The sequence below is a fragment of the Bilophila sp. 4_1_30 genome (assembly GCF_000224655.1).
Taxonomy (GTDB): domain Bacteria; phylum Desulfobacterota; class Desulfovibrionia; order Desulfovibrionales; family Desulfovibrionaceae; genus Bilophila; species Bilophila wadsworthia.
This window is the reverse complement of record NZ_JH114231.1, coordinates 189971-210370: the sequence shown is the minus strand read 5'-3', so window position 1 is coordinate 210370 and position 20400 is coordinate 189971. Positions and strand designations below refer to the sequence as shown.

Sequence of the window (20400 nt, the reverse complement as noted above, 5' to 3'; positions counted from 1 at the left end):
TTCCGAAAGCCCCTTGCCCTTGTCGCCGGTAAACCGTCTGGCGTACTGGTTGACGATCTGCTTCTGGGCGCCGTCGATGTAGGCGCGCGCCCCGCCCTCCACGTCCATTTGCAGACGCGGCACGCCGACGATGACGTTCTGGGTGAGGTTCAGCACGGCGGTCTTGATGTTCCCGCCGAGATACCACGCGAAGGCCGCGGACTTGATAGTACCCACGGTCCGATCCACACGGTCGCCGTTCCGCAGCATGTCCTTGACGTACTGCGAGGTGTAGCTCCACTCCTGCGGGTGGGCCTTTGCATTGGTTTTGCCGAGGGCTTCGGCAAAATCTTTGGAGGATTCCATCTTGGTAAGCCAGCCGGTAAGCCCGCTCTTGTAGTCGTAGAGCACCCGGAAGAGGTCGTCCTTCTCGAAGCCGGGTATGTTCTTCCGTCCGATGGCATGGGAGCCCCACCCCGACGACTTCATCACGTCGGCCACGGATTCGTGCAGCACCTCGGCAATCCGATCCGCCTGCTCCTTGTCGGAAACTTTGGACAAAGCCGCCTTGATCACCTGCTCCATCGCCTCAGGGTCAAGGACACGCCCGAAAGCCTCGTCGGGAAGCTTCGTGTTTTCGTCGAGGTCAAAGACGGTGTCGGGGTATTCCTTCTTCAACGCCTCAAGGCGGTTCTCAAAGTGTCGCCGGGCATACCGCTTGTGCAGCGCGTCGAAGTGTTCACGGTAGACGACCTCGCCCTTCTTGTCCTTCCCCTGAATGAAGTAATCCCCGTACCGATGGTGGGGGAAGTAGTTGTGGATGTGCCCAATCTGGGTACGGAACTCCTGAATGGCCACGTCTCCCATCTCGCTCATCCGGGCAAGACGGTTGTGGGCGCGCATGAGGTCGTTGTCGAGGCTCACCCGGATTTCGCGTATGGCCTTTTTCACGGCGTCGGACCCGGGCTGCCTGGAAAGCCATTTGTCGTAGCCCTCATACCATTCTGGATTGGCCTTGATGGTGGTGCGCCCGCTCTCCAGCTCTTCGTCCGTCAGGAACTTGTCGATGCCCTCAAGCTCGGCAATCTGCTTGCCGTCATTGTCCCAGACCAGTTTTTTCAACTCGCCCATGTCCTTGCCGGAAAGCTTGTTCTCTCCGAACAAAGAAGGGATTTCCTGAAGGCTGCGGGCGCGTTCCGCCGCCCGTTCATCCTGCCGTCTGACCTGACGGTCGTACACGGCCTTGAAGCCGGGGAACCGCTTCGCCACCCAGTGCGGCAACATGAAAATCCGCTGCATGAGCGTCACGTCGTCGGATTTTCCAAAGATGCTTCCAATCCACGGATCGTTCTTGGCAAGGTTCATGGCATCCTCGGCACTCATGCCGGTGATGTCGCGGACATCTTTGATGTCCCGCAGGGAGGCCAAAGGCTTGTCTTCTACCCGTCCCTGCTGTATATTTTCCTTACTGCTTTGCCCCCGTTGGCCTTGTAGGTTTCCCGTCTGGTCTTTGGAAGGGATTCCGGGAGTAAAAGGATTAGAGGGGGTCTGCTCACCAGATGTAGACGAAGAGGGGGGTGCACTCTTCCAAAGCTGCTTACGCGTAGCCGCCGTAGGATAGTTCATGTCCACGGGGTACGCGTTTTTCACTATATAGTGGCTCCCATCCTTCTCCAGCTCTATGAACCCTGCCGGTCTTGACGTCTTCCCATTGTTTTTCAGGATAAGAAGACTCCTTTTTTCACCTTCCCATATTTCGTTGTAGCCATTCACCAAATCCCATACGAATTCCTGTACGCTGCCGTATCCTGCGGCCCGGATTTCATTGCCGTGGTTGGCTTCAATATGCGTCAGGCCGTATCCTCCCGATAAGGAGTGGATTCCACGCGGAAGCCGAATCGGAGCCGCGCGCAGCAGACGCATGTCCTTCAGGCGCGTCGCCGGGAACTGGGCAAAGTCCACGCTTCCATCCGGCAAGGTGACGAAGTCCGTCTTCTTTCCCGTATCCGGCGAGAAACGGGCATTGTTCGGGTCGCTCCGCTTCGACGCCATAACCGGAACCATGCCGCCTTCGGCCATGCTTTCGGGCCTGCCCTCAAAGACATACCGATCCAGCGCGGACAACAGCCTGTCCACGTTCTCGTATTTCATGGAGCCTATGCGCCCGGTCACGGCATCCACCAGCGCGTGCCACGCCCGCAGTACGGCCTCGACGACACGCCGCCAGTATGTCAGCTCTTGTCCGGACAGCTTGTATGCCGCCCGCTTTTCAGCGAGGTGCGCGACAACCTCCTCCATGACCAGCGCACGGCCCTCTGCATCGGAGCGGGGATCAACCCCATACTTGTTGGCGACGGACGCGATTTCCGCATTGCCCATGCCCCGCCACAGCCTGTTGAGCACACGCCTCTTCTCGTCCTTTCCCAAAAGCCCGTTCAGGCCGTGGTGCACCATGTTCTCGTGCATCCACACTTCCGCCGCGCGTGCTGTACCGCGCAGATTGTCCGCTACGAGGTACACCGTGCCGGAAGCGGGATCGTACACCCCCTCCAGACGCGACGACACCTCGCCGTAAAACTGCCGGATATGCTCGGGAAGTTCCTCAAACGACTGGACCACCCGCGTATCGGCGGCGTTGGCCGCCCGTTTTCCGAGCGCGTCCGCGACGGACTGCACCGCCGCCTTGCGCACGCGAAGGCGAGAGGCCGGCACCTCGTTCAGGAATTCGCCGGGTTTGATGGAAGCCATCGGCGCTTCTTCGGTATCCGGCTTCTTGGACGTTTCCGCCAGCTTTTGCTCGATCTCGAGCATCCGCTCACGGGCATCCTCGAGCTCCTTCTTCTGCTCAAACGGACGTTTCAGCTCTTCCTCAAGAGACGCTATCTGGGCCTTGGCGCCTTTGATCTTCGCCGCGTTCTCGGCGGCGCTTCCCGCGTACCGGGCCAGATCGTTCTTGAGGCGCGTGAACAGGCCCGCAGCCCCGTTGAAGGGGCCGGACTCCTTGATGCCATGAGGCCCGGCAAGCTGATAGGACATGGCCACGCCCTTGGAAAGCTCCCCGCCCGCCTCGGCAACATGCGGAAGAACGGAAACCTCCGCCGATACCCCGTTGCCAAGCTCCACAGTCATTCCTGTGGCGTAATCACGCGGGTTCTTCACCTGCCACTGGGCATATTTCCTGATCCCGGAAAGCACCTTCTCGATACGCTTCAATTCGCCGTCCAGCCAAGCCGATACGTCCTTGGAAAGTTCCTTCCTGCCCTCAATTTCGCCGTCAGGGAAGTGCTCATTGACGAATGCGGTAACGGCTTCCGCGCTTTTCGTCCGCCCTTCAAGGAATTCAAGACTGCTCTTCGCGCTCCGCAGGTTGTACCGCAGGGTTCCGAGACGGGACTCATAGGCCGCGTTCAACGCCTCAAGCCTGCGGACCTCCACCTGTAGCTGCATCTTCTCCTTGGCAAGCGGATTACCGGAGAAGGCCGCCATCATATCTTCAAAGGTTGCCTGCGTCGCGTCGAAGGGGTTTTCAAAAGTCCGGGTTCCCACATCGCCGCGAAGAAGCTGGTTGATGAACTTCTGCTTGCTGATAAGTTGCTGGAACGTTACAGAGTCCAGCGTGTTCTTGGTCCCGTAGGTCAACACCTCGACCTCGGGGAACATGTTGCCCGGTCGCCGGATGCGCCCGTTGCGCTGCTCAAAGTCCATGGGGCGAGGCGGCGCATCAAGATGGTGCGCCGTGAGCAAACGCTCCTGCACGTTCACGCCGACGCCGAGTTTTTCCGTTGTCCCCATGAGCACGCGAACGTCACCACGGTTCACGGCGTCGAACAGGCGTTTCCTCGCCTCGTCCGTCTTGAAGTCGTGGATGACGGCTACGTCTTCTTTGGGAACGCCTCTGGCGATCAGCTTGTCCCTGATGTCCTCGAACAGGTTGAACTTGCCGTCTCCGCTCTTGAAGTTGTCGCAGAACACGATCTGCGCCGCCTTGCTGTCGCGGTTGTCTTCCCAACGATCATAGATGTTTTCCACGGCCTTGTTGGCCTTGCTGGCCGGCTCGTCCGGCAGGGAAGAATCGACAAGCCGCAGGTCGATGGCCGCTTTTTTGCCTTGCCGTAGATTTGCAACGGCACGCTGCGATTTTTCGGATCGGACTTCTCCTTACCCGACAGCCTGTCCCACTCGGCGCGCTCCTGCCGCAACGCTTCAATGTAATTGGACAGCGACTCCGAACGCTCCACGGCCACCTCGTGAATCCGCCCTTCCTTCAGCTTGGGAAGCCCCTTGATGTAGTCGAGGTCTTCCGTCAGAGCCACATCCGCGCCGGAACGCCAGAGCGTGAGCAGCTCCGGGCCGTTCACAAACTTGTTGAAGCGTTCCACCTGCTTGAACTCGCCGGTCGCCGTTTCCTCCAGATCGATGCTGGTGTCGGCAAAGGCGCTGGCAAAGTCGTCGAACTGCTCCACCCCGAACTCCTTCAAAAGATCGGGGCGCGTGTAGCGGAACATGGTCCACATTTCCGTCAGGGTATTCGAGATAGGCGTACCCGTGGCGAGCACCACGTTCTTGCCGCCGGTCTTCGCCTGCACATGCCGGGCCTTCATGAGCATCTGCATGGAACGCTGCGAAGAATCACGGTCGAGCCCCTTCACGTTGTCCATCTTGGTGTAGAAGCTTCCGCGCTTGTAGACGTGGGCCTCGTCGATGATCAGCGCGTCCACGCCGAGCTGTTCGAAATAGATGTTCTCGTCCTTCTTCGTGTTCGACAACGCCTCAAGACGATTCTTCAGCTTCTCAATCTTCTTGCGGATTTGTTTGACCGTCCGGCTCTCCGATGATTTCTTCTTGTCGATATCGTCGACTTCAAAATCATTCCTGAGCGAATCCTTATACTCCTCGATCTGCGTCTCGATGAAACGGGCTTCGTTCTCCGGATCAATGGAAATGGAATTGAAAAAGCCATGCGGCGTGACCACGGCGTCCCAGTCGCCGCTGGCAATCTGGGCCAGAAGACGCTGGCGATTCTTCGCGTTACGCTGCTTTTCCGTCGGCGCAAGGATAGCCGCGCGCGGGTACAGCGTCTTGAAGGTAGCCGCGAACTGCGACAGGGTGGACGCCTGAACGACAATCCACGGCTTTTTCGCCGTCCCGAGACGCCGCATTTCCATCGCCAGCGTAATCTGCAACATGGTCTTGCCGGAACCGACGCCGTGCGCGAGCAAGGTGGATTCCTGCAACCCTCGGACAACGCCTATCTTCTGGTTCTCCCGCAACTCGATGGAGTGGGAAGCGCCGGGAAAATGCTTGATGTCGGGGGCCGTGAACTTGCGCGGGACGAACCCGTTGAACCGACCGTTGTACTCGTCTTCGACGAGCCTCCCGGCGTCGTCATCCTTTTTCAGCCACGACTGGAATTCGTTCTGAATGGATCGCTGCTTTTCCTGCGCCGCCAGCGTCTTCTCGGTGTTCTTCACACGGGACGTTTTCCCGTCGGCGTTGTAATGCTCGTCGTAGACCTCAGTACGTTTCAGGTTCAGACTGTCGCTGATCAGATCAATGACAGACGCACCGTCCACTCCCCAACGGTTCCGCGCTTCCGGCGTGCCGCCGTAAGCTTCAACGTGCCACTGCGTCGAACCGTCTTCGCCTTCAAGACGCGCCTTCTCAACGGATACGCTGGAAAAGCCGAGATGCTTCACAAACGCCTCGTAGACCTTGGCGGGAACCCACGACGAGCCGATGCGGGCGTGGATGGCGTCGATGCCGATACGTTCCGGCTGGACCTTCCGCAGCGCCTCCACGTTTTTCTCGTAGGCCGGATTGTCCTCTCGGCCTGCTTCCGCCATTTCCAGCTTCTTGCGGACATTGCCGGAAAGGTAGATGTCGTCCGGTTCGATAAGCCCCGTTTCCGGGTTCTCGAAGAGGGTTTCCGTCTTGAGGAGTTCGGCACGGGCTGCCTCCGGGCTCATGCCGAGGAGATTCCCGATATACCCGACGTCGATCCCCGTCCTGAAGATACGGCAGATCTTGATGGCGTCCTGAATGTTTTCGGCGGATGTCGGTTCCTTGAAAGGGAATATCGTGCGCTTGGTGAAGATGTCGGCCTTGGCCACCCGCTTCTCATCGACCTGATACGATTCCCCCTTACGCTTTCCGCTCTTGTACGTCTTGGTGACGGGCACACTGACGAGGCGCTCGATGGCCGCGACCGTGGGAAATTCGATGTCGTCCTCAAGGAATCCGTTTCCGTCCTTGTTGATCGGGCCGTAGTCCTTCACGTAGGCATCATAGGCACTATTCAGCGCGTCCCGGAGCTTGCCGATCCCGGCGTCGTCCGCATCGCTGTTCATCGCATTGATGAGGTCAAAAACCGATTTCTTGACGCCGACGTAGCTTGCCGCCTGCCGTACCTTCTTCGGCTTGTCGGCCCACTCGGGCTTAACCAACGCCCCGTCGGAAACGGTGAACAGGCCGCCGTCCTTCTCGACAAGCGCCCCTTCCCGCATCCCGACATCCGCGATCCGCTCTTCCCGTTCGACGGGAACCGCTCGCCCCTCGCCGAATACGTTTGCCGGAAGCGCATCAAGAGCCTTTTTCAACCCGTCCTCTATGCTCTCCCCGTCCTTCGGCTTGAGGGTGTACTCGTTCTCCCCGTACATGGACCCCTGCAAGGAATGCTCGCCGAGCACCATCTCGGGATGCTGCACGAAGTATTCGTTGACGACCGCCGGGCCGTCCGGCGTCTCGACGTTTTCCACGTTGCGGAAGGCATTGGATACTGGAGAAAGGCCGGAATCCTTCTTGCGGAAAATCAGGATGTCGGTCGTCACCTGCGTCCCGGCGTTCTTCTCGAAGGCCGTACCGGGAAGCCTGACCGCCGCCACAAGATCGGCCTTCCTGCCCCATTCCTCACGAATCGAGGCCCCGCTCACGCTGTCCATCGTGAAGTGAGACGTGATCTCCATGACCAGCCCGCCGGGGCGCGCCGCGTCGATGGAGCGGGAAATGAAATAGTTGTGGATGGACTGCCTGGCGTACTGTGGGCGCTTTTTGTCCGTAACCCGGAAATTACCGAAGGGAACATTGGAAATCACAAGGTCGAGGGTGTTGTCCCCCACGCGCTTCGCGTTCTCGAACCCCGTCACCTGAATGTCGGCATCCGGATAGAGCTTGCCGAGAATCCCCCCGGTAAGCGTATCCAGTTCAACGCCGACGAGACTGGAACGGCCGGAAAGACTTTCAGGCATGAGGCCGAAGAAAAGCCCGGTACCCGCCGACGGTTCAAGCACCCGCCCACCACGGAACCCGAGCTTTTCCGCCATGCCCCACATGGCGCCGACGACCTTGCGGTCGGTATAGTGCGCGTTGAGCGTGGACTTTTCGGCGGCGTCCCATTCCTGAGCGGTCATCATGCCGCCGAGATCGGGATGCAGCGCCGTCCCGTAATTTTTCTTCCACCGCGCGTAATCCGAACGCTTCTTGTCGTCGGCATAACGCAACGCCGGAGGGAGCCCCCCGTCAAACCGCTTTTCATACTGCGCGGCGTAAGCGTACTCGGTGTTAAACACTTCCTGAGCGAGAGAACCCCATCCGGTGAACTGTGCGAGACGCTTCTTTTCCTCCGGCGTCGCGTCCCGCTTTTCCTCGTTCAGCTTCTTAAGGAGACGCACAGCCTCGATGTTGGCCTTGGCGCGAGTGACGTTTCCGCCGGGCACCAGTACGTCATCGGGGCCTACATGGTGATTTCGACTATTCTTCCGTCCTCGCCCTCCGTCGGCGGAAAGTTTTCCGGCTCGTCCGCCCAATCCAGAATCTCTTCCCTCAGCTCCTCCGGCATCTCGGCGTCCAGATCGATCATGTCCGACGGGCACAGCGCCGTCTCGATCATTTCCTCCTTCGCGTCCTCCGGCGTGTCGTCCATCTCGCGGTGAATCTGCGTCATGACGCACACCATTCTGTCGAGGTGATCCAGAAGTCCCTTGTGCCCCGGCGTCTCCCACAGCTCCATTACCAGCTCCGGATCGTTGTCCAGAAGCCATATGAGACGCATCTTCCACCACGGGGAGTTCTGCGGGTCCATTACCGCCACGGTCATCGGTTTCGCCATGTTCGCCCTCCTGCATTTTCTTGGATTCTACCACGGGAGACGTTGCCCCGGAAAGCGTTCTGTCCGTATTTTCCCGCTGCTGCCTCCATGCGTTTTTCTCCGCCCACCGCCCCATCATGGTATCGATATGGCCCCGGATCGCGTCAAAATCCTTCACCCATGCTGCGGGCAGGGGATCCGCACGGAATGCGGCCGTCACCCTGTCCAACAGATCGCGGACAAGTTGGGCCACCCGCGCGAACAGGCTTGGCCGCTCATCGGCCATCTTCGCCCAGAACGATTCTTCGGTGAGCCGCTTGCCCACGAGGTCGGCCCCGATCTCCTCCAGAATAGCTTCATCCGACATCCGGGCCACGGTTCCGTCGCCCCCCGTTCGACGATCGAGGTTTTCACGGTAACGGGGAATGGCGTCTTCCTGAAGGTCATCCAACAGATATTCTTGGAATTGTTTATATGCTTTGAGGTCTTCGCTCCGCATTCTGTGCAGGAGTTCATGCCCGAGGACGAAGAGATAAGGCTTTTCTCTCTCCGCGCTCCCCTCCATGAACACCACATGCTCAATGGTCGGAACAGACGCGCCGCGGATGCCTGTCTGAACGGACGAACTATCCTTGAAAATGACGACATCCTGTCCGAAAACACCCCCGATCTCTTTCAGCCGGAGCGAGGTTTCGCTGTCCTTCCGTACTGGGATAAATCTGAGGCTCTCCTCATCCACACCGAGTTCGGACGCCGTATGTCTCTTGAACTCGTTCAGTACGAGTTGTTCGTAAGCCTTCTTTCGTTCCTGCGGGTTCAATCCGTGCGCCCATGCCTCGGCTTCAGGAGAAACCCCGCCCTGCTGACGTTCTATGGCCCGAAGCAGCTTCCGCTCTATTCCTTTCCGCCCATTTTTCTCAAACGACGTATTTTTCGTTCCTTTGCTTCCTCCGGATACATCGCGTCCCACTTCTGGCAATCCTCGAAATGCTGGCTCATCTCCTCGTCCAGAAGCAGATCTTCCCGAGTCAGGAATCGTAGGAATCTGGTTGAAGGACACATTCTGGCCCCGCCCTTCTCCGGGAACCTCGACAGATCCCGCGGTTCGTTGAACAGCGGCTCCAAGTCCGGCCTCTCTGCCATCAACTCCAGGTAAAGCCGTATCCAGATCAGGTCTATTTCCCAAATCCCCATGGTATCGTCCGGATCCTCTTGCAGCCGCAGCCAGTTCTCCCGGATTCCCCGCCGCGTCGACGGGTACAGACTCCGAAAGAAGCTCTCCAGTTCCAGTTCCGGGCGTTCCTTGCTGTAGACCGGCATGGCCTTCCTCCTTTTGCCCGGAGTCTACTCCACGCCTTTCCCCGGACAAAGAGGATTCTCCCGTGCCCGCAGCAAATTCCGATGCCAAAATCCGCTCTATCAGACTGTTCTTATTCTTTTCCTTGCGTGCGGCGGGCAGTTCCTTTTCGGGAACAAGCGCCAGAAGTTCTCGCCGCGTCATCCCTTCCAGCCGTTTACGAGCCTGTTCTTGAACGGCGGGAACTTGCCCAGCGTTCTGCTGTCCGGCTGCCATCCCCGCAGGGGACGGGACAACCGAAGGGACGGACGGATGCCGTTCCGAACGGGAGGCCGGAGCGGGAGAGGGAACTGCCCCAACAATGATGTGGCTCCGCAGGAAATCTTCCGGAACCGTGTCCGGCGCGCGCATCCCAAGCCCTTCCGCCTGCGCCGTGGTATCGCCGCGCGGGGCCTGCATGGGAACACCGCCCGCAGGCTGCGCGACGGGCGAAGACAACCCGCCGACAACACCCTGTACCGGAGCAGTGGAAGGCATGGATATGGCAGGGCCGGACGGTGCGTTGTACGGCGTCACCAAGGTACGGTCGTAGGCGGACTGAGAAACGGCATTTCCAGCCATGAGAGGAATCCGTGCATTGCCGCCAACCGGTCGTGCCTGCGGAGCGTTCGACATCGGAATGACCGTATAGGGAACATCTATGGCATCCATGTGGCCCGGATTCTGGTTGAGGAAGTTCATCCCGTACATTGTCGAAGGCTGTCGCACTGCCGGGGCATTCTCCCCATAATCTCCGACGATGAGGTCCACCGTCTTCCCAAAGGAAATACTTGGTCCCTTCGTCATGTCCCAAAGATCAGAAACAGCGTGCTGGTCATCTCCGCCAACACGCTGTTCATTCTGCCTTACCCATTCCGCCGTTTCGTCGTACCCGTCATCGAACGGATCAACCGGCTTTATCCGGTCTGTGGGAGCCCCCTGCGGCTGTTGTCGTCGCAAAACGTCTTGGTAGCTCTGTCCACCGAAAACCCCACTCAGGCCAAAATCTTCCGCCTGCGGCCTCTGCCCCCCATTCGGCGTGGGCTGTTCCATATTTGATGCGGCCTGTTGCGTGGATGGCTGGGGATTCTCTATAGTGGGTGGAACCGTTGTTCCGCCTCCCGATTGCTGGATATTCCCCTCTTGTCCGCTGTTCCTCCCCGCAAGCGTCCGCCGGAAAGCGAGGTCAATCCCCTTCTTTCCTCCGGCGAAAAGCGTGGTCTGGGCAATCGTGGCGGGTGCCACCTCAAAAAAGGCATCAATGGGTCCGGGGGCCTTATCCCGAAGCCCCATGTCGGCTTCAATGCCGCCCTGCCCCATCTGCGTAATGGTTTCAGTGCCAAGTTCTTCGCCATACAGGCCAAGGATGCTCTTAAAGGCTCCCTTGATCCCGCCTTTCACCTTGGAGCCAAGAGGGCCAAGGAGTTTGGTCATCAACAGATTGCTTATCGCCTCGGGACCAGCTTCCCAAAGGCCGTACTCCGTGGCCTTGTCCGCGAAGTAGCCCTGTATCTTTCCCCATTCGTCAGGAGTCGGTTCACGCTTGAGCACTTGCGTGCTGGCGTCATAGAGCGTCCGGTTGAACTGCGCGACGGAAGCCTCGTAAGCCGTCTTCCCGGAAGCGGCCATGCCCGCGCCACCGGCAACGACAGGATTCCCGCCGGAAAGCAATCCACCAGCGGCCCCGCCAGCAAGACCAGCTCCCATTGTGGTCAGACTGTAGGGGATGGAAGACATGGCTTCGGTTACACCACCAAAGGCCTTCCCCGCGTATTTCTTATGATACGCCTCCAGTTCGCGCTGCGTCTGGGCTCGCTGCGCCATCTCTTCCTTGTCCGTAGGATCAAAGCCGCTGACGACGTCCTGAACGGTATCCACGATACCCCCGGGGAGGAAAGTCAATCCTTCCCCGACGGCCTTGGCGGATTCCCATGTGCGTTCAAGAATACCGGGCTGTTCCTGCGGTTCCTGTTCACTCATAGGCGCATATTGAGCGAACCAATTTTCATCAATAGAGGGGATGATACCATGAATGTCTGTGCGTGTGGGTCGGGGAAGATTATTCCTTGCCATCGATATGCCCTTCTAGTTGAATTGATTAATACCCGTTTGGAATACCGGGATCATAATTTCTCAATCCGTTATTAAAAGTATTCCACCAATCATAGATGTCCTTCAGATGTGCGGGTTTTTCAGGCGGCCCAACAAAAGCTCCCGCCACCCCTTCGGGTTGGCCTTGGCTGGAACCTCTGTTGGTGGCCTTCTCTATCTGCTTCCCAAATTCCATGAACTTCAATCCGGACTTGTCAGTGGACTGCTCCGATGGCTGTTGATGTTGCCCTTTGTCTCCGCCAGACAACTGCTGGTAGATGTACTTCTGGGCTATTTGCCTGAGTTGCGTTTCAGAGGCATTGGGGTTCTTTGCCTTCGCCATACTTACGGCCTGAGTCACAGCGTCGTCGTACGCGGCAAAGGCTGAGTTTCTGGTAAACCCGTGCTTCCCCATCAAAATTTCGAGGCTCATTCCGATATAGGGATTATAGCTTTCATTCCCCATATCGTCTTTCGAGGTTGAAACTTTGTTTATCCACGACCTGTCACCATCCGTAAGATTGAAGGCCATGCCTCCGGCCCCCCCGCCAAGCCCACGCCCGGCGGCGATACGCTGCGCGTTGTCGATCTTGGCCTTCACGTCGGCACGCACCCATCCTTGGCTCATAAGGTCGTCAAGGCTGCCCACCATGCCGCCCATCCCTCCCTTGTCGTCAACGACACGATACGAAGGCCCAACAGAGTAGTCGTCATGTCTGTTCTGCGGGATGACGTAGATGGTTTTCCCGCCTTTGGTCAGCGGAATCCATTGGTTCGGATCGGAAAGAGCCTGAGCGTTGCCGAGGATGGTTCCCATCTTGTAACGGGCTGACGCAGCAAGGAACCGCGGATTCACTGTCTGCATCTGCATGTTCGCGCCGCGAAGCACACGCTGTTCGCCGGACATGATGCCATTGAGCTGCTCAAAAACTTGCTGAGGCGTCATGCGTTCACCGGTATCAATGAATTTTCCTTCTTTCGACGAACGGAACGATTCGGCAAAATCGCCGTCCTGTCCAAGCTCGTATTTGTAGGGAAGAGGCGACTTTGCGGAGAGTTCGCTTACGATTTGCCCGAACCTTCGCATATCGCCAGACTGATAGGCTTTCTGTGCCTCGAAAGCCAACGGACGGAACGTCTTCTGGTAAAATTGATCGTCCGCCGCCTCCATGTTCTTGAGCATGGACAATCGGGATTGTTCCGTATTCGCGCGGTCGAGCATGAACTTTCCCATTGCCTGTACGCCGTGCCGGGTGTTCAGGATGGAATCTCCATCAAGGGCCGACAGATCCCCAGAACCTCCAAGTTTACCAGTGATATACTCATACGCCTTATTCGTGGCGTCGCGTTCATCCTGCTCATGCCGGACTTCCCCGATCTGCTGGCCGGTGCGCATGGCGTCGCCGAGAAATCCGACACCCTGCATGGCGTTCCGCCACGGATCGTCGCCGTATCCCCTCATCGTTCCTCCCTACAGATAGTAGCTTGCGAGGCCAGCCAAGGCTCCGGCCGCCAGAAGTCCCCACCCCACGGGCCCGGCGGCGGATGCAGCGCCCGCCGCCTCCGTCGCCGCTGTAGTCGCCCCGCTTACTGCGGCAGCGCCCCCGGCATTCGCCATTGATTCCGCAGCGGCAAGTGATGCAGCGGCGCCGCCAGCCGTTCCCCCATTTGCCAGAGAAAGAGCTCCGCCGCCGATTGTTTCGGGAAGCGTGCTTCCAATCGCTCCAGCGGCACCGCCAATACCTCCCGCCACTTCCTCTCCCCCGCCACCCAAGGCCCCTTTCACCCCGCCCCACATGGCTTTGGTGGCCTCGCTTCCGGTGAACATGTCGGCCATGCCCAGACCATAACTGCCGCCGGCGATCATGCTTCCGAGCGCGCCGCCGAAGCTCTTCTTCGGTTCCTTCACTTCCTGCTTCTTCGTCATGCCCGCCGTGGTCGCGGAAGCGTTCTGCATCCCCTGCAATGCCGAGTTAATCGGGCTTTGTACCTTGTAAAGCGCCATTATTCGTTACCCTCCAAGGAAACTGAGTCCCTGAAAAATAGTGTTCGTGGGAGATCCGGAAAGTTTGTTCTGCGAGACGCTGGCGGCTTTCATGAGGCGGTCATAGTTTTCCTGCTCCGCTCCAACGCGGGCACCGGTAACGGCCTGTGCCGTCTGAGCCGCCTGTTGCGTAGCCAAGGCCGCCTGCGTACCGGCATACCGCCCGGAATTGGGATTGACGCCCATGCGCGCGTTGGACCGCGCCGTGGCATCGGACACGTTCTTCCACGCCGAAGAAACATCGGCCTTTGCCAGCCCCATGCGCTCGGCGACGTCCACCCCCTGCGCCGAGGCGGACAGAAAGTTCTTCGTCGCCTCAGTCTGCTGCGGGAGCAGTTCTGCCTCAGCTTTCAGTTGCTGCTTGTACAAGCCGCTTTCCAGCGGGAGCAGATCGCGGGCGGCCTCAAGCTGGCCCCGGTACACGCTGTTCTCAAGAGGCAAATTTTGAAGATTGGTCTGCGCCTGCGCGGTTTCGTACGGCTTGAAATGCGTCTCCCACATCTTGTAATAATCTTTCGCCCATGCCTGTTGCTCTTCGGCGATGGTCGCCATGCGGTCGTTGTACTCGTAGTCCACGTTGTTCACGCTGGATCCGCCGCCCTTGCACTCGGCAATCTCGCCGTCGTACCAGCGGCCTTCCCGTTCCAGCGTCTTCCCCGTCTTCATGTCGATGACGATCTTCGTGTAAATCATTCTGCCCATCGGCTTTCCTCCAAAGATTCCCTCGTGGTCGTCGTCAACACGGCATCCTCGGTTTCCCCGGTCCTTGCGTTGTAGGCAAAATGGGGGAGTACGCATTGTTTCTCGGCGCCACAAAGCAACGCCAGCTTCCAAGCAAGAGGGTTGCTCACCGGAGCGATTCCAATCAGCACGTCAAACAGATACCCTCGCTCGTCTCTGAGCCCGAGATAGTGCTCAAAAATGCTCCTGCCGATGGTGACGGACATTTTCCTGCCCCAATACCGGCGGAAAACGGCGTAATGCCCCCGCGCCGCCCGCCCTTCAAGCGTATTCAGCCAGCTCACGCCGCAGGGCTGCCCGTCATGCAGCACAAGAAACGGCAAGGAACCGGGCCTGAACAAGTCCTTCTCGAACTCTTCGGCGGATCGCACGGTGCCGTCCATGAACATGCGCCGGGCGCTCCCTTCCCGTTCCAACATTGCGTAGGCGCACCGCATCAGCTTCCGCTCGTCCTCGCTGCCCCTGAAATACACAAGCTCGACACGGCTCATGTCCCGGCCTCCTCTTTTGCCCTGCCCATCGCCATCCATGAAAAATCTCCTCTGGCGGCAAAGCTCCACGCTCCGGTTCCCGCGCCGTCAGCGTCCAGAGCCTCGGTGAACCGCTCCGGACCGACGGTTATCCGCCGCTCCCCCGTTTCGGGGTCCGCCTCGGAAACGATGCAGCTCCATCCCGTCAGAAACACTGCGGGCCGCCCATCCCAGTTCCCCGGAATGGCGACGGTTTCCCCATCCTTCGCGTCTCCTGAGGCCCATGCGGGAGGCAGCGCGCCTTTCGCCAGCTTCTTCGCCGTGACGCTTCCATCACGGATGCTTTCCGTCCCGACCGCGCCGGGTGAAATCTTGTAAAACGTGACGGCCCAGTCCCCGAGCCTTTCCGTCGTGACGGCCCCTTCCTCGATCTTGTCCGAGGTCACCGCGCCGTCCATCAGGTTTCGGGTATCCACCGCGTCCTCAGCCAGCTTGCCCCGGGTGACGCAGCCATTCGCCAGAGCCCCGGTAGTTACCGTGCCACCGGCCAGTTTTCCTGCGGTAACGGCCTGTTCCGCCAGTGCGTTGTTGTCCACCTCCCCGGGCGCGATGGTCCGAGCGGTGACGGCGTTATCCGCCAGCTTTCCGCCTGTAACGGCCCGATCGGCAAGTTTGCGTTCAGTGACGGAACCGTCCCGAAATATCTGTGAGGCGATAGCGGCCACATCCACGCTTCCGGAAGGCGTGGAAACGGATCCGCCGCCAAACGCCGCGGATGCTTCCGAAGCCCGTACGGCGCGGGACTGGTCCGAACCGCGGACAAGGCCCGAAAGCCTGAGCAGCTCCGTCCTGATGGCCTGCAAATAGGTGGTGAGGTTCCGATCCAGTCCGCGCGGGACGGACTGCAACCCGCGATCAGACGCCGCCATGCTCAAGATCCTCCACGCTTGAACCCATTCGGGCTTCATAAACGGGAGCAATGCCGGACAGTTCCAATGACCAGAGTTTTTCGCAGCGCGCCGTCCGAATCCGCACCGTCCGCGTATCGTGCACATGCAGCGTCTGACGGGGCGTCTCACCCGGCCCGAAAAGCCGGACCGTCACCGGATTGCCCCTGTTCTGCCCGCCCTCAATGCGGAGCGCGGACATGGAGATAAGAGCGGACATGAAGAACGGCTTGGATCGCCATGTGTACGGCAGAGACTCGCCGCCCTCGAACACGCTGATGTCCGTCCCCACGGCCAGATAGACACAGTCGTCGTTGACGTGATGGTACAGGGCATGAACCGGAGCGCCGGGCAGTTCGACGCGCACGACGTCCTTGCGCCCGAGGTCAAGGATGAATCCTTGGTTCGTGCCGCTGAAAAAGCCGATGTACCGCCCGTCGAGCACTGATCCGACAAGGTTTTCCGGGCCAAGTTCCTGCCACTGGTCCCGGGTGAATACGCCGGAGGTAAGCAGGCTCTGTTCAGCCGAGGTGAACAGCATCAGGCCGTCCGGGCAGGCGTACACCACGCCGCCGGGCAGATGGCCGACAGAACGCGCAGACAGGCATGGCTGCTCAATGGGAAGATGGAGAAGCTGAAGGGATTCCGGGGCCGCGCCCTGCGCCAGATAAGGCCGCCCCGTGGTCAGGATCACGATGGTGCTGTCCACATGCCCGAGCGCGACGATACGATCCTCCACGGTCAGCCGATAGGATTCCGGGAAAGCGTAGGGAATGAACAGTTCGGAAACCAACAGCTCGTTCCCCCGGAAACAGGCATAGATGCCGTTGTCGGTCTTGATGAGCCCCTGCGCATCGTCGGGAATCCTGTCCCAAAGCGTCGTCTGGAGCACGTCCGTGGGAACGTCCTTGTCGTGCGCCGTATCCATATACTCCGCCTGCGAAACAGGAATCTCGGCAACGAAACGGAATTCTCCCGTTTCATTCCCCGCGACCGTACGGTAGATACGGATATGCGTAATGTTCAGCCCCGAAAGCGAAGGCAGGCGGAACCCGCTGACGAGAGCCCCGTCCCCCGACTTCACGTCGACGAGTTCGGAAGGCGGGGACGGGGCTGATTCCTGTTGATACACGCCGTTTTGCAGGCTCTGCACATAGGTGTAGCAGTACGATGAACTGCGGGAAATCTTCTCCGCTTCAGTTGAGGGAGGGATGCCATCAATGCTGGAGAACACGATGGGAGCGACGGCGACGCCCTGTCCCTCGACAGGGGCAAGTTGACTGTCCTTTGTGGGCATGTCGCCCCCAGACCCGGCAATGAACCCATGAACGGAGACGTCCCCGATGCCCGCTCCGGCTTTGACTGTGACGGTGGGGGCCGTCTCGGGGCGCGGAATGCCGAGACGGTACGTCTCGCCCCCGGCAAACCGCTGTGTGGGATAGTCCCGGTCACCGGTGATCAACAGATGCCCGAGCGGGGTTTCCCCAATCACGTCGATGACCGCCGACTTTACAACGGACACATCCTTATCCCATGCCAGCCAGCCGTCGATGTCATGCTTGAAGATCGTCCGCGCCGATGCTGAAACCTCCGCAACCCGACGGACGCCGCGCAGGGGGCGTAGGCTGCCGCGCCGCAGGTCGCAATTGACCGCTCGCGCTGACTGATGCGCCTCAAGGGTCCTCGGCTCAATACGCGGGACCTCGCCGCCGAATCCGGGTATTAGCAGTGTCGGCATCAATTGCCCCCCCGGTCTTGGCTGACATGCCAGCCGCTTTTATTGACGTGATAGCTTATCGCTTCGTCTATCATGGACTGCACCTTTTTCATCAGAATGCTGTTCTTGTCTCTAATGAGTGCATTAAGGGAATCATTGACGAGATCCGAAACATCCACAGAGCCGTTCCTGACCGAAAGCGTTGCGGTCACGTTCCCCGAACCGTCAAAGCTCACGGCTCCTTGGGCGTCGCCAGCAAAGGTAATCGTCATCGGAGAGGCCAGCCGATACGCCTTCTCAGCCACCGTGGCCTTCTCGACTTCAAGCGCGCCGTCTCCCTCGCCCGGGCCGCAGACATACTTCCACTCCCCGAAGATTCCCCCCGAGCTCGCTCGTGCATACACCTGTAAGGCCGTATTGATCACGACCTGCATGGATTCGCCTCCGCTCGTATTGAACTGGAGTCCGTAGAACATCGCCGCTCCTGAGAAAGCCCGGCCCATCGCGAGCGCGCGGAGACCGGGCCAGAGTTATACCGAAGATCCGGACCGCAACTCCGGTGGGCATTGCAGCCTTTTTCGTTCGCCTTCGTAGGCGCGCAGGCAGTGCCCCGGCTTCCAGAACGGCAGCCCGTCGATGATCCGTCGAGGCCAGTCCCGTACGCCGTCCCGGCTCCACCGCCAGCACCGGGAAGAAAGCGTTTCGTCCGGCCAGCCGCCGAGGACGGCATTGATGAACTGGTCGAAAGCAATGAACAATCCTTCGATATATGTCATACTGGCGTCCTACACACAGGGTACAGGGTTTCCTCCCACCAACTGTTTGTGTAATCACCTGCGGAACAGTAATCTACCTGAGACGCCCCATTTTTTGTGTATACATATCCGCCAGCGGTTAAGGTATCCACGAATTGCGAATCGTCGGAAACGACTACTGAACCGTTCCAATAAATCCTTGTCGAATACATATCTACGTACGCCAACTTCAACTGTTGGTGACGATGCCCAATTCCATATTGCGCCCCACTACCATCGCAATTCCCCCCATATGAACCTGTTCCCTTGCACTCGGTGCATGATTGGGTATTGCAGGACTGACTCGTGGTGGGCTTCGTCAGCCCGTGCGCTGCGCAAAAGCTGTCCGCCACAGTCTGCACGTCCAGATTGGAGTTCGTCGCGTCCCGCCGCTGGCAGGTGACCGTACGGGTCTGCGTGCCGCCGCCGCAGTTGGCGGAACAAGCCCCCCAGTTCCCCGTGGCATAGGAATAGGTGTAGAGCGGCTTCCACGCGCCCGAGACGTTGACGTAGATGTTTTGGCAGGGCTTCCAACTGCCGCCCACATTAACGTACGCCTGCTTCGCGTATTTCCACGCTCCGGAGACATTGACTGCACAAGACATGCGCGCTCCTTACTTTCCGAGGAAAGTCCTTTGCAGTTCCGCCACTTCCTTGAAAAGGACATCAAGTTCGCCGTTGGATGCGCACGCCTCGGCGCGCTTCAGATAGGCCCACTGCCCGGCGTTGACCTCGGCCATGCCTCGCAGGTAGGCGGTGTGGTTGGCGAGGATGTCACGGCACAGGCCTTCTTTGGTCGGTTTGCCCTCGTCCGTGCGCGCAGCAAGGAAAGCGTCGATGTACGGCGTGGCGCGGGCGCTGTCGTTCAGGAACCCCGTGGCCTCGTCGACCTGCGTCGACCATGTAATCTGTTCGTATTGGGGTATGAACTTTCCCCACACTTTCCAGCGGCGAAGCTCAAAACAGTTTCGGATCTCAAGCTGTACCTCGTGCAGGAGCTTGGCGAAGGGACGCGGATCAACCCATTCATGGTTCTCCAAGTCGTACACATGAGAGGACGAGGGTCGCTTGGGGAAGGTTTCCCACTCTTCCCGGGAAAGGAAGAGGACACACCTCTCGCAAAAGGCTTCCGGGCGCTCGACGAGGCTGCCGTCATCCCTGATGATGGCTACAACCTCTTCCCACCTTCCGTCCTTGCGGCGGGACACGGGATAGGGAGGCACGTCAAGAACCGTAAAGCCGTATCCCTTGGCCTCCGCTTCCGATTTCAGAATGCGGCCCACAGAGATATTGTCCCCATTCCACGCGTAGACAGGATAGTCCGCCGTAGCCGCATAGCCCCGGCAATAAGCGGCGCACTCCTCAAGCTCGGCTTCGGACAACGGTTGCAAGGCCCCGTCCACACGTTTCACGCAATGGCCGCTCGGCGGCTCGAAATAGAGGGCGTCAAAGGCGAAGGAAAGTTCGGGTTTGAGATTGGTGTCGAAGCGCAGGTCATCGTGAATGACGACGGTTTCGCCGTCCACAAACGTGAGGATAAGATAATCGTTCATATGTTCTCCTAGTATTTGAACCAGATGTCGCCGTTTGCCCCGCCGGAGGGGTTGCCCGTGGAAACAGTCTTCGCCGCGCCGTTCCACTTGGTGGAATCAGCGGCGGTATTCGTCGTGTTGCCAGTGCCGCCGTTGGCCACGGGAAGCACCCCGGTCACGCCGGGCGTAATATTGGCGGAGCCGTCAAAGGATGCGGTCGACGTGCTGGCGAGATTCGTCCTGACGGTCCGGGCAGTGGCCAGTTTCGTTGCCGTGCCTGCATTCCCCGAAACCGTCGTCTGAGCGGGATGCACGTGGTCCCCACGGGCAAAAGTTCCCGTTTCCGTACCGACGGCAGCCGTCCCCGACGCTTTGGGCGTCGTGCCGGACGCCTTGGCATGGCCGTACTGCGTATCACTGGCTGCACCGTAGGTCGTGGCCGTGGAAGCGTGAACGGTGGGCGTTCGAGCGTTGGCCAGCCGGGAATCGTTCCCCTGACACGCCGTCCCCGCCGCCGTGCCGAACTTCACGTGCCCCAGCACGGACGCCGTGGCCGCAACGCCCGTATGGGAAGCGGGCGCGGCCCCGATGTCGTCAGGCGCAAGGGCATCGCTGCCGCCCGTCTGATGCGTAGCCTTGTGTCCGAGGGGTGTGCGCGCATTGCTC

The 20400-nt window shown here is 59.4% G+C and carries 18 protein-coding genes; 3 read left to right on the top strand and 15 right to left on the bottom strand.

Annotation, left to right across the window (positions count from 1 at the left end; all coding sequences use genetic code 11):
* The 4 genes from HMPREF0178_RS22285 to HMPREF0178_RS01040 all read right to left on the bottom strand — a co-directional run.
* On the bottom strand, nt 1-3999 hold a 3999-nt coding region (locus HMPREF0178_RS22285; protein ID WP_369736902.1), incomplete at its 3' end, for a helicase-related protein.
* On the bottom strand, nt 3882-7691 hold the full coding sequence (locus tag HMPREF0178_RS22955) for a hypothetical protein (RefSeq protein ID WP_009368048.1): 3810 nt from the start codon (nt 7689-7691) through the stop codon (nt 3882-3884). The genes HMPREF0178_RS22285 and HMPREF0178_RS22955, both read right to left, overlap by 118 nt.
* A gap of 17 nt (nt 7692-7708) precedes the next feature.
* On the bottom strand, nt 7709-8083 hold the full coding sequence (locus HMPREF0178_RS01045; protein WP_009368047.1) for a hypothetical protein: 375 nt from the start codon (nt 8081-8083) through the stop codon (nt 7709-7711).
* An 873-nt stretch (nt 8084-8956) separates the two neighbouring features.
* Nucleotides 8957-9382 carry a hypothetical protein gene (locus tag HMPREF0178_RS01040; protein WP_009368046.1) on the bottom strand — a complete coding sequence of 142 codons (426 nt, stop codon included), beginning with the start codon at nt 9380-9382 and terminating at the stop codon, nt 8957-8959.
* 338 nt (nt 9383-9720) lie between these two features.
* On the opposite strand from HMPREF0178_RS01040, the gene HMPREF0178_RS21335 reads away from it, so the two are divergent.
* The 3 genes from HMPREF0178_RS21335 to HMPREF0178_RS21330 all read left to right on the top strand — a co-directional run bounded on the left by HMPREF0178_RS21335 (nt 9721) and on the right by HMPREF0178_RS21330 (nt 11546).
* Nucleotides 9721-9951 carry a hypothetical protein gene (locus HMPREF0178_RS21335; RefSeq protein ID WP_157134853.1) on the top strand — a complete coding sequence of 77 codons (231 nt, stop codon included), beginning with the start codon at nt 9721-9723 and terminating at the stop codon, nt 9949-9951.
* A gap of 275 nt (nt 9952-10226) precedes the next feature.
* The gene (locus HMPREF0178_RS01035) at nt 10227-10457 is read left to right on the top strand and encodes a hypothetical protein (protein ID WP_009368045.1); all 231 of its coding nucleotides are present in this window, start codon (nt 10227-10229) and stop codon (nt 10455-10457) included.
* Between the two features lie 84 nt (nt 10458-10541).
* The gene (locus tag HMPREF0178_RS21330; RefSeq protein WP_009368044.1) at nt 10542-11546 is read left to right on the top strand and encodes a hypothetical protein; all 1005 of its coding nucleotides are present in this window, start codon (nt 10542-10544) and stop codon (nt 11544-11546) included.
* Here HMPREF0178_RS21330 and HMPREF0178_RS01030 read toward each other — a convergent pair.
* From HMPREF0178_RS01030 to HMPREF0178_RS21820, 11 genes are all read right to left on the bottom strand, one after another.
* A complete protein-coding gene (locus HMPREF0178_RS01030) occupies nt 11497-12951 on the bottom strand; it encodes a hypothetical protein (protein ID WP_009368043.1) in 1455 nt (484 codons plus the stop codon). The genes HMPREF0178_RS21330 and HMPREF0178_RS01030 overlap by 50 nt on opposite strands.
* A 9-nt stretch (nt 12952-12960) precedes the next feature.
* Nucleotides 12961-13494, bottom strand: a complete 534-nt coding sequence (locus tag HMPREF0178_RS01025; RefSeq protein ID WP_009368042.1) for a hypothetical protein — start codon at nt 13492-13494, stop codon at nt 12961-12963.
* 6 nt (nt 13495-13500) lie between these two features.
* Nucleotides 13501-14235 (bottom strand): hypothetical protein, encoded by a 735-nt coding sequence (locus HMPREF0178_RS01020; protein ID WP_009368041.1) that lies wholly within the window; start codon nt 14233-14235, stop codon nt 13501-13503.
* Entirely contained in the window at nt 14223-14765 is a 543-nt protein-coding gene (locus tag HMPREF0178_RS01015; RefSeq protein ID WP_009368040.1) for a hypothetical protein, read from the bottom strand. The genes HMPREF0178_RS01020 and HMPREF0178_RS01015 overlap by 13 nt, the downstream gene beginning before the upstream one ends.
* Nucleotides 14762-15673, bottom strand: coding sequence for a hypothetical protein (locus tag HMPREF0178_RS01010; RefSeq protein ID WP_009368039.1), 912 nt, complete (start codon nt 15671-15673; stop codon nt 14762-14764). The genes HMPREF0178_RS01015 and HMPREF0178_RS01010 overlap by 4 nt, the downstream gene beginning before the upstream one ends.
* A complete protein-coding gene (locus HMPREF0178_RS01005) occupies nt 15660-17429 on the bottom strand; it encodes a hypothetical protein (RefSeq protein ID WP_009368038.1) in 1770 nt (589 codons plus the stop codon). The genes HMPREF0178_RS01010 and HMPREF0178_RS01005 overlap by 14 nt, the downstream gene beginning before the upstream one ends.
* Nucleotides 17429-17884: a hypothetical protein gene (locus HMPREF0178_RS01000; RefSeq protein ID WP_009368037.1), complete on the bottom strand. Its 456-nt coding sequence runs from the start codon at nt 17882-17884 to the stop codon at nt 17429-17431. The genes HMPREF0178_RS01005 and HMPREF0178_RS01000 overlap by 1 nt, the downstream gene beginning before the upstream one ends.
* Before the next feature lie 54 nt (nt 17885-17938).
* Nucleotides 17939-18184, bottom strand: a complete 246-nt coding sequence (locus tag HMPREF0178_RS00995; protein ID WP_009368036.1) for a hypothetical protein — start codon at nt 18182-18184, stop codon at nt 17939-17941.
* The gene (locus HMPREF0178_RS22950; protein WP_009368035.1) at nt 18181-18807 is read right to left on the bottom strand and encodes a thrombospondin type-1 domain-containing protein; all 627 of its coding nucleotides are present in this window, start codon (nt 18805-18807) and stop codon (nt 18181-18183) included. The genes HMPREF0178_RS00995 and HMPREF0178_RS22950 overlap by 4 nt, the downstream gene beginning before the upstream one ends.
* A 9-nt stretch (nt 18808-18816) precedes the next feature.
* Complete coding sequence (locus HMPREF0178_RS00985; RefSeq protein WP_009368034.1) at nt 18817-19755, bottom strand: hypothetical protein; 939 nt, start codon at nt 19753-19755, stop codon at nt 18817-18819.
* A gap of 8 nt (nt 19756-19763) precedes the next feature.
* Nucleotides 19764-20400: hypothetical protein (locus tag HMPREF0178_RS21820; protein WP_009368033.1), on the bottom strand; the 637-nt coding region annotated here is incomplete at its 5' end.